At 44.7% G+C, this 22101-nt stretch carries 14 protein-coding genes; 7 read left to right on the forward strand and 7 right to left on the reverse strand.

Features of this window, described 5'->3' with window-relative positions; translation table 11 throughout:
* The first annotated feature begins 426 nt into the window (after positions 1-426).
* Positions 427-3885, forward strand: a complete 3459-nt coding sequence (locus F6K51_RS10680; protein ID WP_293020174.1) for a GAF domain-containing protein — start codon at positions 427-429, stop codon at positions 3883-3885.
* 637 nt (positions 3886-4522) lie between these two features.
* Here F6K51_RS10680 and F6K51_RS10685 read toward each other — a convergent pair.
* Positions 4523-5770 (reverse strand): transposase, encoded by a 1248-nt coding sequence (locus tag F6K51_RS10685; RefSeq protein WP_293020175.1) that lies wholly within the window; start codon positions 5768-5770, stop codon positions 4523-4525.
* A gap of 630 nt (positions 5771-6400) precedes the next feature.
* Between F6K51_RS10685 and F6K51_RS10690 the strand changes: the two genes are divergently transcribed.
* A complete protein-coding gene (locus F6K51_RS10690) occupies positions 6401-9946 on the forward strand; it encodes an NB-ARC domain-containing protein (RefSeq protein ID WP_293020176.1) in 3546 nt (1181 codons plus the stop codon).
* A gap of 269 nt (positions 9947-10215) precedes the next feature.
* On the forward strand, positions 10216-11175 hold the full coding sequence (locus tag F6K51_RS10695) for a transposase (RefSeq protein WP_293020177.1): 960 nt from the start codon (positions 10216-10218) through the stop codon (positions 11173-11175).
* Between the two features lie 186 nt (positions 11176-11361).
* Here the strand turns inward: F6K51_RS10695 and F6K51_RS10700 are convergent, their stop codons facing one another.
* Together F6K51_RS10700 and F6K51_RS10705 are read right to left on the reverse strand one after the other, a co-directional pair.
* Entirely contained in the window at positions 11362-11757 is a 396-nt protein-coding gene (locus tag F6K51_RS10700) for a hypothetical protein (RefSeq protein ID WP_293020178.1), read from the reverse strand.
* A 424-nt stretch (positions 11758-12181) separates the two neighbouring features.
* Positions 12182-13000: a TlyA family RNA methyltransferase gene (locus F6K51_RS10705; RefSeq protein WP_293020179.1), complete on the reverse strand. Its 819-nt coding sequence runs from the start codon at positions 12998-13000 to the stop codon at positions 12182-12184.
* Between the two features lie 637 nt (positions 13001-13637).
* On the opposite strand from F6K51_RS10705, the gene F6K51_RS10710 reads away from it, so the two are divergent.
* The 4 genes from F6K51_RS10710 to F6K51_RS10725 all read left to right on the forward strand — a co-directional run bounded on the left by F6K51_RS10710 (position 13638) and on the right by F6K51_RS10725 (position 19494).
* A complete protein-coding gene (locus F6K51_RS10710; RefSeq protein WP_293020181.1) occupies positions 13638-13787 on the forward strand; it encodes a hypothetical protein in 150 nt (49 codons plus the stop codon).
* A gap of 72 nt (positions 13788-13859) precedes the next feature.
* Entirely contained in the window at positions 13860-14087 is a 228-nt protein-coding gene (locus tag F6K51_RS10715) for a hypothetical protein (protein ID WP_293020183.1), read from the forward strand.
* A gap of 135 nt (positions 14088-14222) precedes the next feature.
* Positions 14223-18788 carry a WD40 repeat domain-containing protein gene (locus tag F6K51_RS10720; RefSeq protein WP_293020185.1) on the forward strand — a complete coding sequence of 1522 codons (4566 nt, stop codon included), beginning with the start codon at positions 14223-14225 and terminating at the stop codon, positions 18786-18788.
* A gap of 13 nt (positions 18789-18801) precedes the next feature.
* Positions 18802-19494, forward strand: coding sequence for a hypothetical protein (locus F6K51_RS10725; protein WP_293020186.1), 693 nt, complete (start codon positions 18802-18804; stop codon positions 19492-19494).
* A gap of 205 nt (positions 19495-19699) precedes the next feature.
* Here the strand turns inward: F6K51_RS10725 and F6K51_RS10730 are convergent, their stop codons facing one another.
* The 4 genes from F6K51_RS10730 to rsfS form a co-directional block, all read right to left on the reverse strand.
* On the reverse strand, positions 19700-19993 hold the full coding sequence (locus F6K51_RS10730) for a hypothetical protein (protein WP_293020188.1): 294 nt from the start codon (positions 19991-19993) through the stop codon (positions 19700-19702).
* A 147-nt stretch (positions 19994-20140) separates the two neighbouring features.
* On the reverse strand, positions 20141-21094 hold the full coding sequence (locus F6K51_RS10735) for an asparaginase (RefSeq protein WP_293020190.1): 954 nt from the start codon (positions 21092-21094) through the stop codon (positions 20141-20143).
* Positions 21095-21139: 45 nt separating this feature from the next.
* Complete coding sequence (locus F6K51_RS10740; RefSeq protein WP_293020192.1) at positions 21140-21646, reverse strand: CGLD27 family protein; 507 nt, start codon at positions 21644-21646, stop codon at positions 21140-21142.
* Positions 21647-21671: 25 nt separating this feature from the next.
* Entirely contained in the window at positions 21672-22079 is a 408-nt protein-coding gene (rsfS, locus tag F6K51_RS10745) for a ribosome silencing factor (RefSeq protein WP_070392641.1), read from the reverse strand.
* Positions 22080-22101 lie beyond the last annotated feature (22 nt).

Genomic DNA, 22101 nt, shown 5'->3' on the forward strand with positions numbered 1-22101 from the left:
ATTTTTTATTTAGCAAGAGTTATTTCAATTGATGGATACTTTGATAAATTTTCGATGAAGTTTCGATGAAGTTTTAGATATCTCTTAGCCAGCCTTAGTTTTTACTGTCAGCAGTTGCGAGCATACACAAAAACTCCAAAAAACTCTACCTGTAGAGTTAGATATGACTATATCACTACTATCCATAGCGTATATTAATTAAATTGGCGTAACTCTTAAGGCATAAAATTCAGTTAATTGACTGAGATTAATTCCTAGATAAATATGGTTACATTAAAAACTGTAGTCAATCTATAAATTATAAATAGGTTGTGAACTCTCACCCGGCCAAGATTCCTGTAATACCAAGAATTTTTGGTTTATGGATTTTCACAACTCGTTTATAAACCCTATAGTTATCCTGATCGGAAAAATAGTCACAGTCCTATGCATTGTTCAAAAGACTTACCCTGGGAATTACCAGTCATACCTCAAGGGATAACCCAAGATCGACAACAGCACTACCATCAACAATCAAGTCAACCCACCGATTCCAACAATTCCCAACCACAAAGGAAAAGTAATGATCTGCGCACTCAATTATTGAAGACCATTCTCCCAGCGGTTTTAACCCCTCTAGGTCTGGCTGGACTATTCAGCTACAGTGCTATTTCCCGCAGCTCCCAACAGCAAGCTGAGCAACTATTAGAGAGTGAAACCCTAGTTGCGGGCAGAGTTTTCTATATATTTTTGGAGGAAGCAAAAAGAATACCTGCTACTTTGGCAGCTAGCCCTCTAGTAGTTGAGGCGGCTAGCACTGCAGCCAAAGTTTCTCAAGATCAAAACCTTTCCAAATTACCCTACGACGAGGTTGAAGAGTCTTTCTCGGCTACCCGGTTAATCCAGCCAAATCAAGCTCTCAATGATTACTTACGTAAAACTACAGAAATGTATGAGTTTGCCGAGATATCTTTCACCGAAAAGCACGGGTTTAATGTGGCTTACAACAGTCCTACTCCTGACTTTCTCCAACGGGATGAATACTGGTGGCAATATGCAAAAAATGATCCCAGTCAGCAGGTGATTAAAACGAAATTTGATCACACTGACGATAGGTTCGTGATTGAGTTCAGCAAAGCGATCACAGACCCAGCAACTGATGAATTCCTAGGGGTTGTTAGAGGAGTTTTGCCTGCCTCGGTTTTCAGCACCATATTTAAAAACCTGCTGAAGGATTTGGAAATTGGGGATTCTCAATCTATGCAGCTACTAGCCCTGAATAAAGACGACACTGTGGCTGTTGTTGATACCATCTACCAAGGGAAGAGTAAAGACCAGCCACAGAAACTGCTCGGGGCAAAGGATCAAGTAGTTGTACAGAACGTAAAAATTTTGCTCGAAGCTGTTAAAACTGGGCAAACAGTGCAGCAGAAGGGACTGACCATAAAGTCAGCTAATTCAGAACTTTTCCCAAACTTAAAGCTGGCCACCTTTGATCATAATAGCAGGCACTATATATTGGTTGCAGTTCCTGATAGCAATTGGACTGTGGCCGTCTCGATCAAACTTAGTGAACTCAGAGCAGCGGGTAGAAAAGCGGCAATAGGCTTTGCTAGTGTGTTCGTGCTACTGGGCATTATTATTACCTTGGTAGTGAGAGCTTTATCCGATCAGTTAGCAAAACCCTTGGGTCAGTTGGCTAATACTGCTAAGGCGGTGATTGCAGGCAACCTGAACGTTCAGGCGGAGCTTGTTGGTGCTACCGAGACGCAGCTATTGGCTCAAGTCTTTAATAACCTGGTGACACGGGTCAAAGGTCGATTACAGGAGCAAGAACAAGAAACTGAACAGGCGCGGACACTAGCGCTAGTCAGCAACCAGCTTCAGCAATCCTTAAACTTCGACAATATCCTACAAACTTCCGTTTATGGGGTACACCTTGCCCTCAAGACAGACCGTGTGTTTATCTATCGCTTTAATCCTGACTTCAAAAGCGGGATAATTGCAGCGGAGGTCGTAGATTCTGGTATGGTTGAAGCCCTAGGGCAAACTATTTATGAACCAATCACGACCGGGGAAATTAGACAGTTTAAGTTGGAGAAGCTTGTGAGTGTCGAGAACCTTCAACAAGCTACTCTAACTGGTGCTCCTGGCCAGTTCCTTGAACGCCTTGGTGTCGTAGCCAGCCTAGTTGCCCCAATTATAGTTGGGGGTGAACTTTTCGGCTTGTTGTATGCGAATGATTGCTCAAAACCCCACCCTTGGCAGGAGTCAGAACGTCAGTTAATGCAGCAGTTAACTAGACAAATCGGTGATGCCCTCACCCAAGCCCTGCTCCTGGAACAGCAGCAAGCCACGGTGGACATTTCCCAAACGTTAAATGAGATTACCGCTAGCATGCTTAAATCCCTAGAACGGGAAAAGATTTTCGCAGCTACGGTGGTGGGAATTAAAAGAGCGCTCTCGTGCGATCGCACAATCATTTACCTCCTCGAACAGAATCATAAAGGCTCAATGGTTGGCCTTTCAGTAACTCTGGATGGCTCTGTTACCCCAGAAACACAGAAGGAAGAGTTGGATTTTGCCCTAGAGGATGTTGATCACTACCAGTCACATCAGGTTCTAGCCATTGATAATCTTGAGGGTGAGTTGACCTACTACCAGCAGTCCCAAGTAGAGAGGCTTGGCCAAACTTCTCTACTGCTTGGAGCTAAGGCAAGTTTAGTGGCACCGATTTTCGTGGCAGGGAACTTGATTGGCTTTCTGGCTGCCCATCAATGTTCACAGCCAAGAGCTTGGCAGGAAACGGAGATTAACGTTTTGACTCAGGTGGCGATTCAATTGGGCTTTGCTGTAGAGCAGGCTAATCTCCTGGAAAAGACGGAAAGAATTTCTCAAGAGCAAAGACAGGAAAAAGAAGCACTCCAGGAGCAACTGCTGGTACTGCTTGAAAATTTGCAAGGGGCAGCACTAGGAGATCTGACAGTGCGCTCTGACCTGACTTTGGATGAGATTGGTAAAGTTGCTGATTATTCTAACACCATTATTGAAAATTTGCAAACTATCGTAACCCAGGTCAACAACTCAGCGGTTGAAGTCAATACCTTACTGGGAAACAACGAGGTGGTAGTCGGTCAACTAGCAGAAGATGCTCTTAAGCACGCTTCAGAAACCAATCACGCCCTGGATTCAGTGGAGCAAATCACCGATTCGATTCAAGCAGTGGCTGAGAATGCTGATCAGGCGGCGAGGGTGGTTGATGGAATTGCAACCACTGTTGAAGCTAGCAGCAGTGCTATTCATCTAACTCAGGAGAGTATCCTGGAATTGCGAGACACGATTGGCGAAACCACGTCAAGAGTGAACCAGCTAGGTAAATCTTCCGAGAAGATTGCTAAGGTGGTTGCCTTGAGCAACATGCTCTTGGTCCAAACCAATGTTTTGGCTATTAACGCTGAGATTGAGGCTGGGCGGTCTGGTAATGGGATTCAGGGTTTTGTCGTGATTGCCAAAGAAGTAAATCAGCTTACCAACCAATTGATCAAAGCTACCCAGGAAATTCACAAGATAGTAGATGAGATCGACCTAGAAACGTCTCAATTAGTGAAGGTAATGGAACAGAGCACTGCTGTGGTGGAGAAGGGGACAAGTCGAGTTGAGGAAGCTAAGCAGAATCTGAAACAGCTGAGGTCGGCTTCGTGCCAGATCGAGCAGCTAGTAGCAGCCATTTCCCAGGGGAGTGTTTCCCAAAGCGAAACCACTCAGAGGGTTGCTATGTTGATCAAAGAGATGGCTCAATTCTCGGAACGCACCTTTGATTCCTCTAGGGAAATTTCAAGTTCCTTAACCTCAACTGTAGCCGTAGCTCAGGAATTGCAGGAGTCGGTTAGTGGTTTAAAAAGTTAACAAAAATTTTTCAAACCCCTAGAATGCTTTAGGCTTTAGGCTTGAGGTTTTAGGTTTCTGACCTAGTGTCAGGGTGCCTAGTGTCAGGGTGCCTAGTGTCAGAAATGGGCTTTCTTCGATAGGATTTTTTTGTAGCAAAACCACTACATCTTTACCACTACTCTACTCCTTACTCCCTACTACCTACTCCCTACTACCATTAACCTAGGACAAAAGTCCCTCACCCAATTTATAACTGCTATATAGCCTTGAAAAATATATCATCAACCCCACTATTTATCATAACACCAAAAAATCATCGTATCACTTTTTATATAAATCATAGTTTCAAATTAAAATGCTATAATTAACTGGACATATAGCGTTTATCCTAGTAAGCTCATGTCCTGAATACTTATACTAAGATCCGAATCGAAGGCAGAGGGAATCCCCCCTAAACCCCCGCCCGGAAGGTGGGCAGGCAGCTATGCTGAAGTAAAGGAGTAAGGTTTCATCGGATCAGGTTTTTTATCACTAATTATCCGAACATGATATAATGAGGTAAACAAGATTTTTTACCAATTCCGTACCCTCTTGATTAAGGGATTCCTCTTGTGACATACTCCCACACTGAATCGTAGATTACAGTGTGGGCTTCTTACCAACTCCACCTACTGGTATCGGCTTTCGCCTCCGCTGCGCGAACGGATACTCGGTAAGCTTTATTTCCGACGGGATGCCCCACCGCCAACTTCAAAACATTTTTTGCCGCATTTACATCACGATCCTCGGTGTAACCACAGGAATGACAGGAATGGATGCGGTCTTTTAATTTCTTGGGAACTTTTGTTCCACAATTGGAACAATTTTGGCTGGTATTTCGGGGGTTTACTGCAACTGTGACCAAACCAGCATTTATGGCCGTAGGCCACGCTACGCGAACGGCTTTGCTTGATAATATAGACAGAAATTGACCCCATCCAGCGTCTAGTACGGATTTAGCTAGTTTAGTCCTAGCCAAACCTTTGATGTTTAGCTTCTCATGAGCAACCAAGTCATGGTTATCTAGTAAACTTTTAGCGGTCTTAAAATGAAAATCTTTTCGAGTGTCAGCAACCTTCTTATGAGCTTTTCCCAGTTTACCTACAGCTTTCTTTCTGTTGCTACTACCTTTCTTTGATCTACTGACAACTTTTTGAATTTTTTTTAGTCGTTTTTGAGCCTTCCGGTAGTACTTAGGAATTGGTACCTCTGAACCATCAGACTTAACTAAGAAAGCCTTGAGACCCATGTCTATGCCAACAGGATTTGATACTTGCTCTATTGGGAGCACTTCAGGGACAGTATCATCCTGTAAAGACAAAGTTACATAATAACCGTCAGCCTTTCGAGTAACCGTAGCAGTCTTGATCTTGAATCCATCCGGAACTGGCCTGTGGTAGACCATTTTAACCCATCCGAACTTTGGCAGATTCAATTTATTTCCCTGAATAGGGTTTTTAGAGAAAGCAGAAAAAGTCAAAGATTTGTAGCTGTTTCTACTCTTGAACCTGGGTCTCCCACTCCTCTTTCCGTTAGAGTCACCTTTTAAGTACCTTTTAAAAGCTAGGTCTACCCTCTTGACGCAATCTTGCAATACATTAGCATGAATAGCTTTGTACCAATGTCTGTCATTCTTTAGCTGAGGGAGAGTCTTTTTTTGGGAAAAGTAATCAGGATTATTTCTTAGCTCTGGTAAGTAACAGGTCAAAGGACAGGAGTTAATAGAGCAGCGGTTTTGTTCATACCAATTGAATCTATCAGCAAGTAAATAGTTGTACTGGTGGCGCAACATATCTAACCACCTCTCTATTTCTAATTCTTGTGACTTGGTTAACCTCAACCGATATTGGTATGCCGTTCTCATTGACTTCTCCTGTTTTTCGACCTATTATTAGTCTAACAATTGTAGCGACAGGTGTCAACCCAATATGAAAACTCAAAAGCTTGTAGTTAGAGTTACCGAATTCGAGAAAAAGCAGTTACAAGAAGAGGCTGACAGGAGGGGGATGACTTACTCCGAATTACTCAGAAGCTTTATAGCTCGCCTCCCCACTCCGAAAGGCTCTGTGCAAAATTCCTCCCTGGAGACGAAACCTTAGATAGTGGAGCTTTATTACAAAAGATTTAACCCTTTTGCGCATAACCGACTAATCATAAAAGCTCCACTATCTTACGGTAACTTTAAGCACTCATACTACGTATTGAGATGTGGGGCTCCTTTTGCCGGATTGCTGACTTCCCTACTCCCTACTCCCTACTCCCTACTCCCTACTCCCTAGGACGAAAGTCCCTCACCGATTTGAGAACTGCTATTAAATTATATTAACTGTGTTCAAAAAACTTAAAATTCCTCAAACCCTTGCTGTTCTAAGATCCGAAGTTACCTGTGCCCTTGTTTAAGGTTATTATGTCAATTGTCTCAGATTGACTTCATGGTACTCTCAGATTTTGGCATAACAATTGGCGTGGATAGTGAGCAGAAGCAGATTGGGCTATGAAGAATTCAGTGCGAGCTTCTGAATTAGGACTCAAATGGGTTGACCAGGCTAGACGCCTGAAAAGATGGAACAAAACCGCAGAAGTTTGGTGTAGCAGTGCCTTCACCTCTAGGGCAACCTTAAACCGATTTTGGGCCAGACAACCGATTCGCTGTGACAACTTCATTGCTATTTGTACTGCTGTAGGGGTTGATTGGGAAAAGGTTGTTGAGCCAGATCAGATTAAGCCAGATCAAATCAATAACGGCAAGAGTCCCAATCTAGCTCAAATTAGACGTGTTGATTGGGGACAAGCACCAAAGCTAAGAGATTTCTACGGTCGTACTGAAGAACTCAACACCCTACAGCAATGGATTCTTCAGGACAACTGCCGCCTGGTGACACTTCTAGGGATGGGGGGAATTGGTAAAACCTCTGTGGCTGTGACCTTAGCCCATCTTCTGGAAGATAAATTTGAGTTTGTGATTTGGCGCACTCTACGCAATGCGCCTCCCCTAGAAGAACTCCTGGCAGACCTGATTCAATTTCTGTCTCGACAGCAGGAAACCAATTTACCCTCCTCTGTGGATGGCAAAATTCTGCGATTGATTCGGTATTTACAACGGGGGCGTTGCTTGCTAGTTCTAGATAATGTTGAGTCGATTCTGCAAAGTGGCGATCGCACCGGTAGTTATCGAGAAGGATATGCTGAATACGGTGAGCTGCTCAGAAGTATTGGTGAAACCGCCCACCACAGCTGTCTATTACTGACGTCTCGGGAGCCACCCCAGGACTTGATTATCCTGGAGGGGGAAAACTTACCCATTCGCTGCTTCCCACTCAAAGGGTTATCAGACACCGATGGACAGGAAATCTTGAAGGAAAAAGGAAATTTTGCTGGGGATGACACCCAGTGGCTGACCGTGATTGAGCACTATGCTGGCAATCCTTTAGCCTTAAAAATGGTGGCTTGTGTGGTCAGAGACTTTTTTTATGGCAATATTGCTCAGTTCCTGAATTTTTTAAAGCAAGGCTCATTCATTTTTGATGATATTCGGGATTTGCTAGACCGGCAGTTTCAGCGCCTGAGTGCTACACAACAAGACCTGATGTACTGGCTAGCTATTAATCGCGAACCGGTTTTTTTTAAGGAGTTGGAACAGGACGTTGTCTGCCACCGATGCGCTCCTGACATTTTACAGTCTTTAGGGTCTCTACAACGGCGCTCATTAATTGAGAAAACCTCGGCTGGGTTTACCCAACAACCTGTAGTGATGGAATACATGGTTAATCGATTAATTGAGCAGATTCCTGAGGAAATTACTAGTCAAAAGTTTGCTCTGTTGCGCACTCACGCATTAGTCAAAGCCACTGCCCCTGAGTATGTTTGGGATACTCAAGTGTGTCTAATTCTCGAACCGATTATTGAGAGATTACTCGCCAGTTTTGGTTGCACAGAACAGCTCACCAATCACTTGCTAGAAATTATCTCAATGGTGCGCTCCCCAACTTCCACGGTTAAAAAAATAACTCAATATACTGCATATATCTGCGGCAATATAATTAATATACTGCGCCAATTACAGGTGGATTTAAGCAGCTATGACTTTTCTAATCTAACAGTTTGGCAAGCTAACCTACAGGGGATTAAATTACACAATGTCAATTTCGCCCATGCTGACTTAACCAGCTCATTATTTACGGAAACCTTAGGAAATATTTTATCAGCAGCATTCAGTCCAGATGGTAAAGTATTAGCAACCTGTGATACAGATTGGAAGGTTCGCCTTTGGCAAGTACCAAGCGGTAAACTAGTTTTGATGTGTGAAGGTCACACCAATTTGGTACGAGACCTTGCTTTCAGCCATGATGGTAAAATTTTAGCTAGTTGCAGTGCGGATCACACCGTTAAGTTTTGGGATGTCAGTGATGGTAAGTGCTTGAAAACTTGTAACGGACATAGTAATGAGGTATGTTCAGTCGCTTTTAGTCCAGATGGTAAGACCCTAGTTACTAGCAGTGGCGATCACACCTTGAAAGTCTGGGATATCACAACTGCAGAATGTCTCAAAACTTGCACCGGACATAGCAGTTGGGTTAGATCCGTTGCTTTTAGTCCAGATGGTAAAACTATAGCCAGTAGCAGTGACGACCACACGGTGAGATTCTGGGATAGTGGCACTGGTGAATGCCTGAACACTGGCACTGGACATAGGGATTGCGTTGGGTCAGTGGCATTCACCAGTGACGGGAAAACCTTAGCCAGTGGCAGTGCCGACCACACGGTGAAGTTTTGGGAGGTAAGCACAGGTCGCTGCTTAAGAACTTACACTGGACATAGTAGTGGTGTCTACTCAGTGGCCTTTAGTCCAGATGGCAAAACCCTGGCTAGTGGCGGTGGCGACCACATCGTTAGGCTCTGGGATACTAGCACCAATGAATGTTTGAAAACCTTGCATGGACACAGCAATCAGGTATTTTCAGTGGCCTTTAGTCCTTATGGAAAAACCTTGGTTTGTGTGAGTTTAGACCAAAAGGTGAAGCTGTGGGATTATCAAACCGGTCAATGCTTGAAAACTTGGTATGGACATACGGATTGGGCAATGCCCATCGCGTTTAGTAGTGACGGTCACACCCTGGCTAGTGGCAGTAACGACTACACGGTGAGAGTATGGGATTATGATACTGGTAGCTGCATCAGAACTTTGCCCGGACATACTGACTTTGTCTATTCAGTGGCATTCAGTAGTGACAGGAAAACCTTAGCCAGTGGCAGTACAGACAATACGATCAGGCTGTGGGATGTCAGCACAGGTCGCTGCATGAGAACACTGCATGGCCATACTGATTGGGTATTTTCAGTGGCATTCAGTAGTGACGGGAAAACCTTAGCCAGTGGCAGTGCCGACCACACGGTCAAGCTGTGGGATGTCAGCACAGGTCACTGCATCAGAACGTTTCAAGAACATACCGATAGACTATGTTCAGTAGCATTCAGTAATGACGGGAAAACCTTAGCCAGTGGCAGTGCCGACCACACGGTGAGGCTATGGGATTGTGAGACCGGAAGCTGTGTAGGAATTTTGCGCGGACATAGTAATCGAGTCCACTCGGTCGCCTTTAGTCCCAATGGTCAGCTCTTGGCTAGTGGTAGTACAGACCACACGGTGAAGCTGTGGGATATTGGTGAGAGTAAGTGCTGCAAAACCTTGATGGGACATACCAATTGGGTATTGTCAGTTGCTTTCAGTCCCGATGGGAAAACCCTAAGCAGTGGCAGTGCTGACAAAACGGTCAGACTTTGGGATGTTTCCACAGGGGAGTGCCTTGACATTTGCACCGGACATAGCCATCTGGTCTCTTCAGTCGCCTTCAGTGTAGATGGTCAAATTATGGCCAGTGGGTCTCAAGACCAAACCGTAAGACTAAAGGATGTAGAAACAGGGGAGTGTTTGAAAATTCTGAGAACTCCTAGACTCTATGAAGCTATGAATATTACTGGAGTTAGAGGGTTAACTGAAGCACAGAAAGCAACTCTGAAAACGTTGGGGGCGATGGGATGAAGTTAGAAGTTAGAAGTTAGAATTTAGAATGTAGAATTGAGAATTGAGACTTGAGACTTGAGACTTGAGACTTGAGACTTGAGAATTGAGAATTGAGAATTGAGAATTGAGACTTGAGACTTGAGACTTGAGACTTGAGACTTGAGACTTGAGACTTGGATTTTTTTTCAGGCTTCAGGCTTCAGGCTTCAGGCTTCAGGCTTCATTATTCATTCTTAATTCTTAATTCTTAATTCTTAATTCTTAATTCTTAATTTATTCCATGAATAATGACCAATCAACGTGCAGACTACGATAATCCATGGAAAGAGGCAATTTCCTTATATTTCCAACCCTTTATGGCATTTTTATTCCCCGAAATTGAGGAAAATATTGACTGGGACAAAGGCTATGAATTTCTGGACAAGGAATTCCAACAGATAGCTCGGGATGGGGAAATTAGCACTAGGGAAGCAGACAAATTAGTTAAGGTTTGGCGCAGGGATGGCCAGGAAACCTGGGTATTAATTCATGTGGAAGTCCAAAGTCAATACGAATCCGTGTTTGCTGAGAGGATTTATGTGTACAATTACCGCATTTTTGACAAATATCGGCGTCAAGTAGTCAGTTTAGCTGTTTTAGCTGATGAAAGCAGATCCTGGCGACCGAATGAATACAGTTACACTATTTGGGGGTGTGAGGTGTTGTTGCGCTTCCCGATTGTGAAACTGCTGGATTATTCGTCCCAGGTGTTGGAAGAAAGTAACAATCCGTTTGCTGTAATTGTGGCAGCTCATCTGGCCAATCAGCAAACTAAACAAGATGTTGAGCAACGATATCAGATTAAATTACGAGTTGCTAAACGTTTGTATCAACGGGGCTATGGCAGGCAAGATATCCTAGAGTTATTCCGGTTAATTGATTGGCTAATTAGTTTACCGGATAACTGGCAAACCGGCTTTACAGAAGAAATTAGACGTTATGAACAGGAGAGTAGTATGCGTTACGTTACTAGTTTTGAACGCCTTGCTCGTCAAGAGGGGGTTATACAAAAGGGTCGAGAATCTTTGCTGGAAGTACTTCGGGTTCGTTTTGAAGATGTGCCTAGGGAGTTGGTGGAAACAATCAACCAAATTAAAGATGACTCGATGTTGACAATGTTGCACAGACAGGCAATTACCATTGCTTCTGTAGAGGAGTTTATGGTTGTGGTTAATCAGCAGCTAGCTTCTGGTGAGCAAAGTTCTTAGGTGCGCTTGACCCATTAAGAATTAAATTCGCCACGGGTCGCACCTGAGGATACTTAAAATTTGATAAATTCTTGGAATGGTGAATTTAGAATGAAGAATTAATAATTTAGAATTGGAAATTTATAATTACAAATTTATAATTCTTCCTTCACCATTCTGCCTTCTCAATTCTACATTCTTCATTCTTTAAACTTTAACCTTTGAGCAGAGTCGATTCAATAAATCCTTTGGAATTGCTTCAAAATTTTCTAATAGAAAGTCCATTAACGCGAGATGATGTAAGGAATCGGAAGAGGGAGATTTATAGCGAGGACCTTGGGCGAGCCAGGTGTTTACGGCGTGGGTTGAGCGGTAGCAGATGTTACCGATGTCTTCTTGGTTAACTTGCCATTTGCCATAAAACTCTTGGGGGGTCATGGACAATGGGCAGTAGCTGTATAGATCGATCAGGATTCGCTCTCGCTCAGTGATGGGACGAGGATAGGAATGTGGGCGTGTGGATTGGCTCCTGGCAAGTTGGGCAAGGCGGTCTAGGGCTCGCTGACACTTAATCAGATGGTCATTTGAGCGATTTGTTGGCATGATATAGTTACCTCACACATAGCTTGTGACTGGGGACTAGAGCCGCGCTTTAGCGTGCAACTGGGAAGCGCGGCTCTTTGTCCACAAATGCTAGGGAAATATTGGACATCTTTATTATTACTAATATCTCGGGAAATGTCAAGTAAAATTTTAAAATTGCAATATTTTTTTACAATTACAAAAAAATGTTTAGTTTGGGGTTTTATCTATAAATAATATGTAAACAATCAGCAGTCATCAGTCAGCTATCAGCTATCATAAATAGCTTACAATAATATCAATTGTTTGAGGTAATTTATTCCTGGTTTTTAGGGAACTGATAGCAACGATTAAGGAGTAGTAAATCCCTACTCCCTACTCCCTACTCCCTACTCCCTACTCCCTACTCCCTACTCCCTACTCCCTACTCCCTATTCCCTATTCCCTATTCCCTATTGCTGGTAATCTCTCTAATTGCTGCTAAATTGGGATAGGGTAATACACTATCCATGGCTAGCCAAAGTAAGTACTCGATATTTCCGGCGGGGCCAGTAATGGGAGAGGAGATTAATCCTTTGTACTGCCAACCCAGCTGTTTGGCGGATTCTAGAACGTTTGCGATCGCATCCGCACGGTGATTGGGGTCCCTGACTACTCCCTTTTTCCCGACACGGTCACGACCAACTTCAAACTGAGGCTTGACTAGGAACACTACCTCACGGGGAGGGGATAGCAGTTGCCACAGAGCAGGAAGAATTTTGGTTAAGGAAATAAAGGAGACATCCACTACCCCTAAATCAGCATAGACTTGACCCTGATTCGGGACTGGTGAAACACCGTACAAGTCGGCTGGCTGAAGATAGCGTAAGTTAGTACGTTCTTTCAACACCACCCGCTGGTCATTGCGCAGACTCCAGGCTACTTGTCCATATCCCACATCAACACCATAAACCTGTTTTGCTCCAGCTTTTAGCAAGCAGTCGGTAAAGCCACCGGTGGAAATGCCACCATCTAGGCAAATGCGTCCGTTTACTGAAATTCCAAATACCTCCAAGGCTTTGGCAAGTTTTTGCCCTCCTCTGGATACAAAAGGGGGTTTCTCTTTGACCTGAATCTGAGCGGTGGTCTTAATTTCAGTGCCTGGCTTATCTAATATTTGTCCATCTACCATGACTTCACCCGCACGAATCAGCACCTGAGCTCGCTGTCGTGATTCACACAGGTTACGGTCTACTAATAATTTGTCGAGTCGTTGTTTAACCAATGGGATTGGAAGGTTAGGAGGTTAGGAGGTTAGGAGGTTGAAGGTTGAAGGTTGAAGGTTAGAGGGTTTGAAGGTTGAAGGTTGTAAGGTTGAAGGTTAGGAGGTTGAAGGTTAGGAGGTTGAAGTTAGTGCGTAGGGTGCGTTAGGGAGGGGCGAGCCCTAATTTTCCGCCTCGTAGCCAGTGTTGGGATAGCCCGTCCCGTAACGCACCGCCACCTTTGGAATAGTCCGCCTCGTAGCCAGTGTTGGGATAGCCCGTCCGATTGTAACGGGCAAGATGCCCATTCCACCCACCGGGTCAAACAGCAAACATGAGATTCACCCTTCCCAACAGCCTTATCCCTAGTGACTGCACTTGTGATCTGTTTGCAGTCTACCACTGAGATACTGTGGTTTGGGTTGTTGTGTGACTTTCGCTGGTGCAGAAACTAGAATCGAGTACTAAATGCGATCGCGTAGCGTAGCCCAAAGGCTATAGTCACCCAGTCCCATCACTGAGTCGAACGTACCTAAGCCAATTCATGGATGTTCATTTATTTTATCAGAGTTAATCTGGATTACAAATAATTTTTCTGTATTTGTTCCTTGTATTCCTAGTTAATCTCGCCTATTTTTCACTCAGTAAGATATGGAATCTATGTCTGCTTTAGCTATTGTCACTCTTGCTTTTATCGGTACGAAAGCTGCGGAAACTACAGTAGAAAAGTTCACTGAGGCAGCCCTAGAAAAAGTTAATCTACTGCGCCATAATATTATTGATAAGTTAAGTAGTAATCCCAAGGCATAAAAAGCTTTACGCTCTGCTGAATACGGTTCAGATACTGATGTAGAAGTTGTATCTAAATATTTAGAAGAGGCGATGGAAGCAGATTCTCAATTTGCCCAGGAGATTAAAGCATTAGCCAGAGAAATTAAGAATTTGAACCACCTGGAAGGGGAAAACTGGCAAGTATCTGGTGGTGAGGTGAATTACAACAAGGTATCTGGTGGTGAAGTCAATAACAACAAGGATAATAAATCTCCTGTGATTCAAGGTGGTAGTGGTCATACAGTAACCATTAACTACAATAATCCTCCTGAACATTAGCCGAAGTCGCCTGGGGAGCAGGTTAAACAAATCCAAATTATCAATTATTACCATTACCAAAAGGAAAGCAGCACTACTCCCAAAGATTTAGATCAATCTACAGCAAGTGACAACCTACCATGCCCTTATCAAGGCTTGTTTCACTTTAGTCCCAAGGAAGCTGAGTATTTCTTTGGGCGTGATGTTTTTATAGAAGAACTATTCCAAGCGACTCAAACTCGTAACTTTATTCCGGTATTGGGGGCATCAGGTAGTGGGAAATCCTCCGTAGTTCTAGCGGGATTAGTGCCGAAATTAGTAAAAGCCGGACATTGGCAATTTACCCATTTTCGTCCTGGTAAAGACCCTTTTCTGGCTCTAGCTCAATCTTTGGTTCCACTATACAGATCTGACCTGGATTCTACTGACACAATCATCCAAGCTCGTAAGTTGGCTAGATCTTTTAGTGATGATGAATTACCTTTATCTGATGTCTTTGCCACAATTCACCGGAATCATCCTAACCAGAGAATTTTACTAATTGCTGATCAATTTGAAGAACTCTACACCCTTTGTAGGGATGATAAAACCCGTCGTCTATTTCTTGATATTATCTCAAAAACATTTCAATCTAGCTCAGCAGAGTCTTCTTCATCAACGGTGTTAGTAACCACCATGCGGGCAGATTTTTTAGGGAATGTGTTGTCCTATCCTCCCTTAGCGGATGTCTGGCGCAAGGTGAACGTTCAAATCCGTTCCATGAACCCAGAGGAACTCAGAGAAGTAATCGAAAAGCCAGCCCAAAAAGTAGGGGTTAGCTTTGAGGGCGGACTGGTGGAACGCATTCTCAAGGATGTGGATAAAGAACCAGGGAATCTACCATTGTTGGAATTTGCCCTAACTGAACTTTGGAAAAAACGCACCAGCAAACAATTAACCCACCAAGCCTATGAAGAAATCGGTGAAGTTTCTGGTGCATTAACCAGCTATGCTGATCGGGAATTTAGTAAACTCAAGCCAGAGGAACAAGAAAGGGTAAGACGAATATTTATCCAATTAGTGCGTCCCGGTGAAGGAACCGAAGATACTAGACGAGTCGCCACCAAAGTAGAATTAAAGGAGACCAACTGGAAATTAGTTAAACGATTAGCTGATGCCCGGTTAGTGGTTACCAGTCGCACCGTTGTTACCAGTGCTAAAAATGCTGAACAAGAAACTGTGGAGGTAGTCCATGAGGCTTTAATTCGTAACTGGGGGCAACTGAAAGGATGGATGGAAACAGACCGAGAATTCCGTAGTTGGCAAGAAAGAATCCGAGCAACTATGGGTCACTGGCAGGAGATGAACCGGGATAAGGGACTGTTATTGCGGGGAGCTGCTTTAGTCCAGGCACAGGAAAAACTTAAAGAACGTGGGGAGGAACTATCCCAAGCTGAACAAGAGTTTATTGGCTTGAGTGAAGCGTTACAAGTTAGGGAAGAAAAGCAAAAGCAGCGTCAGCGTCAAACACTAATCGGGGGATTGGTTGGGTTTTCTGTGGCTATTTCTGGGTTAGCAGCAACAGCATTTGGGTTATGGCGTAACGCCGTTATTAATGAGCAAAAGGCTAATCTTAGAGCCACTATTGCTAGATTAGATTCCCGCTTATTATCAGGGGAGAAAAGTTTAGATGTTCAGTTGGATGTCATTGAAAAAAATCAAGAATTACAGCAAGCTAAGAAACCAACGACAGATGTTCTGATGCAAGGTACAGACTTGCTACGACAGACTGTCTCTCAACGAAGAGAAATTAACCGTTTGAATGGGCATCGGGATTTGGTTCATGATGTAACCTTCAGTCGAGATGGTAAATACCTGGCTTCTGCTAGTGGGGACAAGACGGTGAAATTGTGGACAGCAGAGGGGCAATTGGTTAAAACCTTGAGGGGGCATCAGGATGATGTCTATCATGTCACCTTCAGCCCGGATGGAAAATACCTGGCTTCTGCTAGTTTGGACAAGACGGTGAAATTGTGGACAGCAGAGGGGGAATTGGTTGAAACCTTGAGGGGGCATCAGGGTGAGGTCTATGATGTAATCTTCAGCCGAGATGGAAAGTATCTTGCTTCTGCTAGTTCTGACAAGACGGTGAAGTTGTGGACAGCAGAGGGGGAATTGGTTGAAACCTTGAGTGGGCATCAGCATTGGGTCACAGATGTAACCTTCAGCCGAGATGGAAAATACCTGGCTTCTGCTAGTAGGGACAAGACAGTGAAATTGTGGAGACAAGATGGGAAATTGGTTGCAACGTTGAGTGGGCATCAAGGTGGGGTCTCGGCTGTAACCTTCAGTGGAGATGGAAAGTACCTGGCTTCTGCTAGTTCTGACAAAACGGTGAAATTGTGGACACGAGAGGGAAAATTCCTTAAAACCTTGACTGGGCATCACTCTGGGGTCACAGATGTAATTTTCAGTCCCGATGGCAAGTACCTCGCTTCTGCTAGTAGGGACAGTACGGTGAAATTGTGGACGCGAGAGGGAAAATTGCTTAAAACCTTGACTGGGAATCAGGCTCCGCTCATAAATGTAAGCTTCAGCCCGGATGGAAAATACCTCGCTTCTGGTAGTTATGACCAGACGGTGAAATTGTGGACGCGAGAGGGGGAATTGGTAGATACCTTGAGTGGGCATCAGTCTTCGGGTTATCGTTTTTTCTACAGCCCGGATGGAAAAGACCTCACTTATGTTAGTGGTGTAATCTTCAGCCCCGATGGAAAACACCTGGCTTCTTCTAGTTTGGACAAGACGGTGAAATTGTGGACAGTCGAGGGGGATTTGGTGGAAACCTTGAGTGGGCATCACTCTGGGGTCACAGATGTCACCTTCAGCCGAGATGGTAAATATCTCGCTTCTGCTAGTAGGGACAAGACCGTGAAATTGTGGACGCAAGAGGGCAAATTGCTGCACACCTTCACTGGCCATCAAAGTTCGGTCAATCATGTCACCTTCAGTCCGGATGGTCAATACCTGGCTTCTTCTAGTTTGGACAATACCGTGAAATTGTGGACAGCAGAGGGGGAATTGGTTGAAACCTTGAGGGGGCATCAGCTTTTTGTCAATCATGTAATCTTCAGCCAAGATGGAAAATACCTGGCTTCTGCTAGTTGGGACAATACCGTGAAATTGTGGACTGCCGAGGGGGAATTGGTTGAAACCTTGAGTGGGCATCAGGGTTCGGTCAATCATGTCACCTTCAGTCCGGATGGTCAATACCTCGCTTCTGCAAGTAGTGACAATACCGTGAAATTGTGGACAGCAGAGGGGGAATTGGTTGAAACCTTGAGGGGGCATCAGGATAAGGTCACAGATGTAATCTTCAGCCGAGATGGAAAATACCTGGCTTCTGCTAGTAGTGACAGTACGGTGAAATTGTGGACTGCCGAGGGGAAATTGGTGGACACCTTGAGGGGGCATCAGGGTGAAGTCACAGATGTAACCTTGAGTCGAGATGGTCAATACCTCGCTTCTGCTAGTTATGACAAGACGGTGAAATTGTGGACTGCCGAGGGGGAATTGGTTGAAACCTTGAGGGGGCATCAGGGTGAAGTCACAGATGTAACCTTCAGCCGAGATGGTAAATATCTCGCTTCTGCAAGTAGTGACAAGACGGTGAAATTGTGGACTGCCGAGGGGGAATTGGTTGGAACCTTGAGGGGGCATCAGGGTGAAGTCACAGATGTAACCTTCAGTCGAGATGGTCAATACCTCGCTTCTGCAAGTAGTGACAATACCGTGAAATTGTGGAACTTTAACCGAGATGAACTCCTCAAACACGCTTGTAAAGGGGTGAATGACTACCTAAAAAATAACCCTGATGTCAGTGATAAGGAGCGTTCTCTTTGTGGGGTGGAAGCTTCAGCAACAGTTTTCCTTTTACAAGGAGATAAATTAGCAGATAATGGTAAGATTGATGAGGCTATTACTAAGTTTAAAAAAGCCTTAGAACTTGACCCCAGTTTAGAGTTTGACTCTCACACAAGAGCGAGAAAAATTGCAGCACTATTTTTTGTTAGAGAAGGGGAAAGATTAGCAGAATGGAATGGTAAGATTAATGAGGCGATTTCTAAGTTTGAAAAAGCCTTAGAACTTAACCCCAGTTTAGAGTTTGACTCTCAGACAAGAGCGAGAAAACTTGCAGCAAAATTTTGGGTTAGAGAAGGGGAAAGATTAGCAGCATTGAATGGTAAGATTAATGAGGCGATTTCTAAGTTTGAAAAAGCCTTAGAACTTGACCCTAGTTTAGAGTTTGACTCTCAGACAAGAGCAAGAAAACTTGCAGCAAAATTTTTTGTTAGTGAAGGGGAAGAATTAGCAGCTCAAGGTAAAGTTGATGAGGCATTATCAAGCTACAACAAAGCTCAAGAACTAGATCCTAATTTAGAAATTTCTGCCAATTCTTGGAATGCACTCTGTTGGGATGGTAGCCTGTATAACCAAGCTGATAAAGTAATGTTTGCCTGTGAAAAAGCTGTTGAACTCGCACCAGATGAAGGATATATACAGGATAGTCGGGGTTTAGCTAGGGCGTTAACGGGTAATATTAAAGGTGCGATTGAAGACTTTGAGGTGTTTATCACCTGGACAGATAATCAGAAAATGAAAGCACAACGACAGGGTTGGGTTGACGCTCTCAAGAAAGGTGAAAATCCTTTTACAACAGAGGTGTTAGAAAGTTTACGGTAATAGTAAGCGGTCAGTGGTCAGCAGTCAGCGGTCAGCGGTCAGCTATCAGCCGTCAGCTTATGCGCTATGGACATGCTTAGAGTTAGGTCGTCCCAGCGTCGAAGCCTGTGCCACGAAAATATTGATAACGGGCATCTTGGTGGAATGGGCATCTTGGTGGAATGGGCATCTTGGTGGAACTGGCATCTTGGTGGAATGGGCATCTTGGTGGAATGGGCATCTTGGTGGAATGGGCATCTTGGTGGAACTGGCATCTTGGTGGAATGGGCATCTTGGTGGAATGGGCATCTTGGTGGAATGGGCATCTTGGTGGAACTGGCATCTTGGTGGAATGGGCATCTTGGTGGAATGGGCATCTTGGTGGAATGGGCATCTTGGTGGAACTGGCATCTTGCCAGTTTCATGCTTATTTTGGGGCGGGCAGGATGCCCACTCTACTGTTATTGATCCGGCGGGCAGGATGCCCACTCTACTGCTATTCATTCTTTTCCCGATTCCCGACTCCCCACTCCCCACTCCCCACTCCCCAAAATCACAAAACCCCGCAAAGATAAAACCTTGCAGGGCTTCGCGATATTCTATTTGGTGGCGGGAGGCGGATTTGAACCACCGACCTTCGGGTTATGCGTACCAACTACAACTTTCGTTGCCTGGATCTTCCAGTTTGTGGTCTGGACTGTCCCTTCACCCTCGCCTTAAACGTTAGGGTGCCTGCCTAACCAGTCTCTACACCTTCTCCTTTTCGGAGCTTGGCTCGGGATTACCTCGCTACAGGCTTCCCCGAATTTGACAGGTAAACACACGGAGATTTATCTTCGTGCCGCCCATGCTCAAGCTCGCTATTAAGCGTCTAGCTAACTTGATTGTTGAGCCCGACGAGCTACCAGGCTGCTCTATCCCGCGTCGTCTTTTTAACTATAACACCTAATTTCCAAATGTGGCAAGGGGAAATGGGAAATTTCTGAAATTAATTCTATCAGTGCTCTGGGAGTAGGGAGTAGGGAGTAGGGAGTAGGGAGTAGGGAATCGGGAATCGGGAGTCGGGAGTCGGGAAAATACAAGCGGGGTGTGGGGAGTAGGGAGTAGGGAATCGGGAATCGGGAGTCGGGAGTCGGGAATCGGGAATCGGGAAAATACAAGCTCGGAGCTATTGGCCCTATTGCTAGCATGCCTATTGCCTTTTTTGCCAATTCCCATATTGACAACCGAGATACAAAAGCTATACAGCGTTTTTCATAACTATCTTCCCACTTCCGACTTCCCTCTTACCTGCTCCCTGCTCCCTGCTCCCTGCTCCCTAAAACCCAAGAATTTGTACCTGACCGAATTGAAAACCGCTATAAGCTCACCTCTTAAGGCATAGATAACTCACCAACCACTTCTAAACGTTTGTATTTACTGAGATTAATAAACATCGACTCCAAGGTATCTGCCACCGAAGGAGTAATCCAAGCCATTTGCTTAAGTAGGGCAATGGCTGCAGCATACTTAGCAGATTTTGCGCCATCGAGGACTTTAATGGCTAGACCCATATTCTGCCCAACGCGACCGATACATTGAACCCCTTGTGCTCCCGATTTACTGACCAGTTCCCCTTCGGATAATCGCATCAGTTCTGTATCAAATCCCCCATCCCCGGACACCATCTGGGGATGACTGATCATGGCGCGGACAATACGCTCCATGGCCAGATTATTACCAGAAGAGAGCAGAGCGTACAATAATGCCATTTGCCGTAGCTGTAAAAAATAAGTCGGAGCGCCACAGTCGTCGTGAGCGAGAATTAACTCTTGCTCCGGCATCTGTAGCAGCTCCGCTACTTGGCTTAAGATTAACATTTGCACGGGATGATTATACTCCAAATAGCTCTTGATTAGCCACTGCCTTTGTTGACAAACAGCCAACATTCCAGCATGTTTACCAGAACAGCAATGCTGGAGTGAGCTTTCCTGGCCTGGGGGAATGGGACACTGTAGTGCTGATGGGTCAACATCACAGCGCCAAAGAATATTAAAGACCTGCCTTACCTGCTCCATCGTGCCGTGATGGGAACTACACATAATAGCCAAGTCTCGGTCCGTGAGATTGTAACGCTCAAGGGTACCTGTGGTAGTGACCGCTAAGGCTTGGAAAGGTTTGAGTGCAGAGCGAATAAATGTTGAGGTTTCTGGGTTACCCGCAACATATAACATCCGTCCCCGGTCATCACAAACAACCGCTTGAGCTGAATGAACTGATTCGATAATGCCTTCCCGTAGTAAACGGACTTCTAAGGCTCGTGTTTGAGTACGTTTTCCCCTGGTCATGGATTAGACTTAAAGCTACCCTATAGCTTAGTTGGAGCAATCGAGCTAGGTGGCTGATAACACATGCCAAATTATGTTGCCACCAATCACGACTATAATCAAAAATCCGAACGTCCAGTGTAAACGTCGCAAAATTGGTTGGAGTTCATAAGAAACAATTAAGCGATCGCGAGCCAAAATTTCTGGAGTTTTTGTCCAGGTTTGACCGTCATACCAGCCTGACTCCTCGTAGACTATGGTTTCTCTGATCAAGCGATCGCCTACATAGAACCAACCCAGGTATAACCGCAGCAAAGTTAAAATCAAGAAGATACTTGCTCCTGCTCCACCACAGAGCAGAAACTTGATTATAGCTTTTTGGGGTGGAAAACTCACGGCTGCTATCGGCCCTGAAATCAGCCAGCTCAACCCCCAAACCCACGCCAGCTTGATCACATAATTTGGTAGTTCCAGCCTTGCCCAGTTAAAAAACCAAGATTCTTTTAGTTCTTGGTATTCATTTATGGGTTGCTGCTCTTCTGGAACAGGACATACATAAACAGGAGATTTCATGATTATTCTTTTGTGAGTGCTGCAATTAGGATGCCTGAAACTCAATCTGCTCCGCGTGGCCCCAGAATGCTTCGAGATTATAGAACTTCCGTTCTTCAGGCAGCAAGATATGGACAATCACGTCACCGTAATCTTGAAGTATCCAGATTCCCTCTGCTTTTCCTGCTGTTCGCACAGGTAAACGGTTCCATGCCTCTTCTACTTGCTGTTCAATCGACTGAGAGATTGCCCTGACCTGTACCCTAGAAAACCCGGTCACAATTACAAAGTAATCTGTGATGTACGATACCTCTGACACCGACAGAATCACAATATCTGCACCCTTGCGGTCATCTGCTGCTTGAGCAACGGTTAGTGCTAACCCATAGCTAGCATCCTGGTGTTCGGTATCAGGGGTTACTAAGGTGGAGGGCTTATTATTTTGATCTCTCATTAAGCGTTTGATTCCTCGCTCT

This window comes from Moorena sp. SIO3I8 (assembly GCF_010692325.1).
In the GTDB taxonomy this organism is placed as follows: Bacteria; Cyanobacteriota; Cyanobacteriia; order Cyanobacteriales; family Coleofasciculaceae; genus Moorena.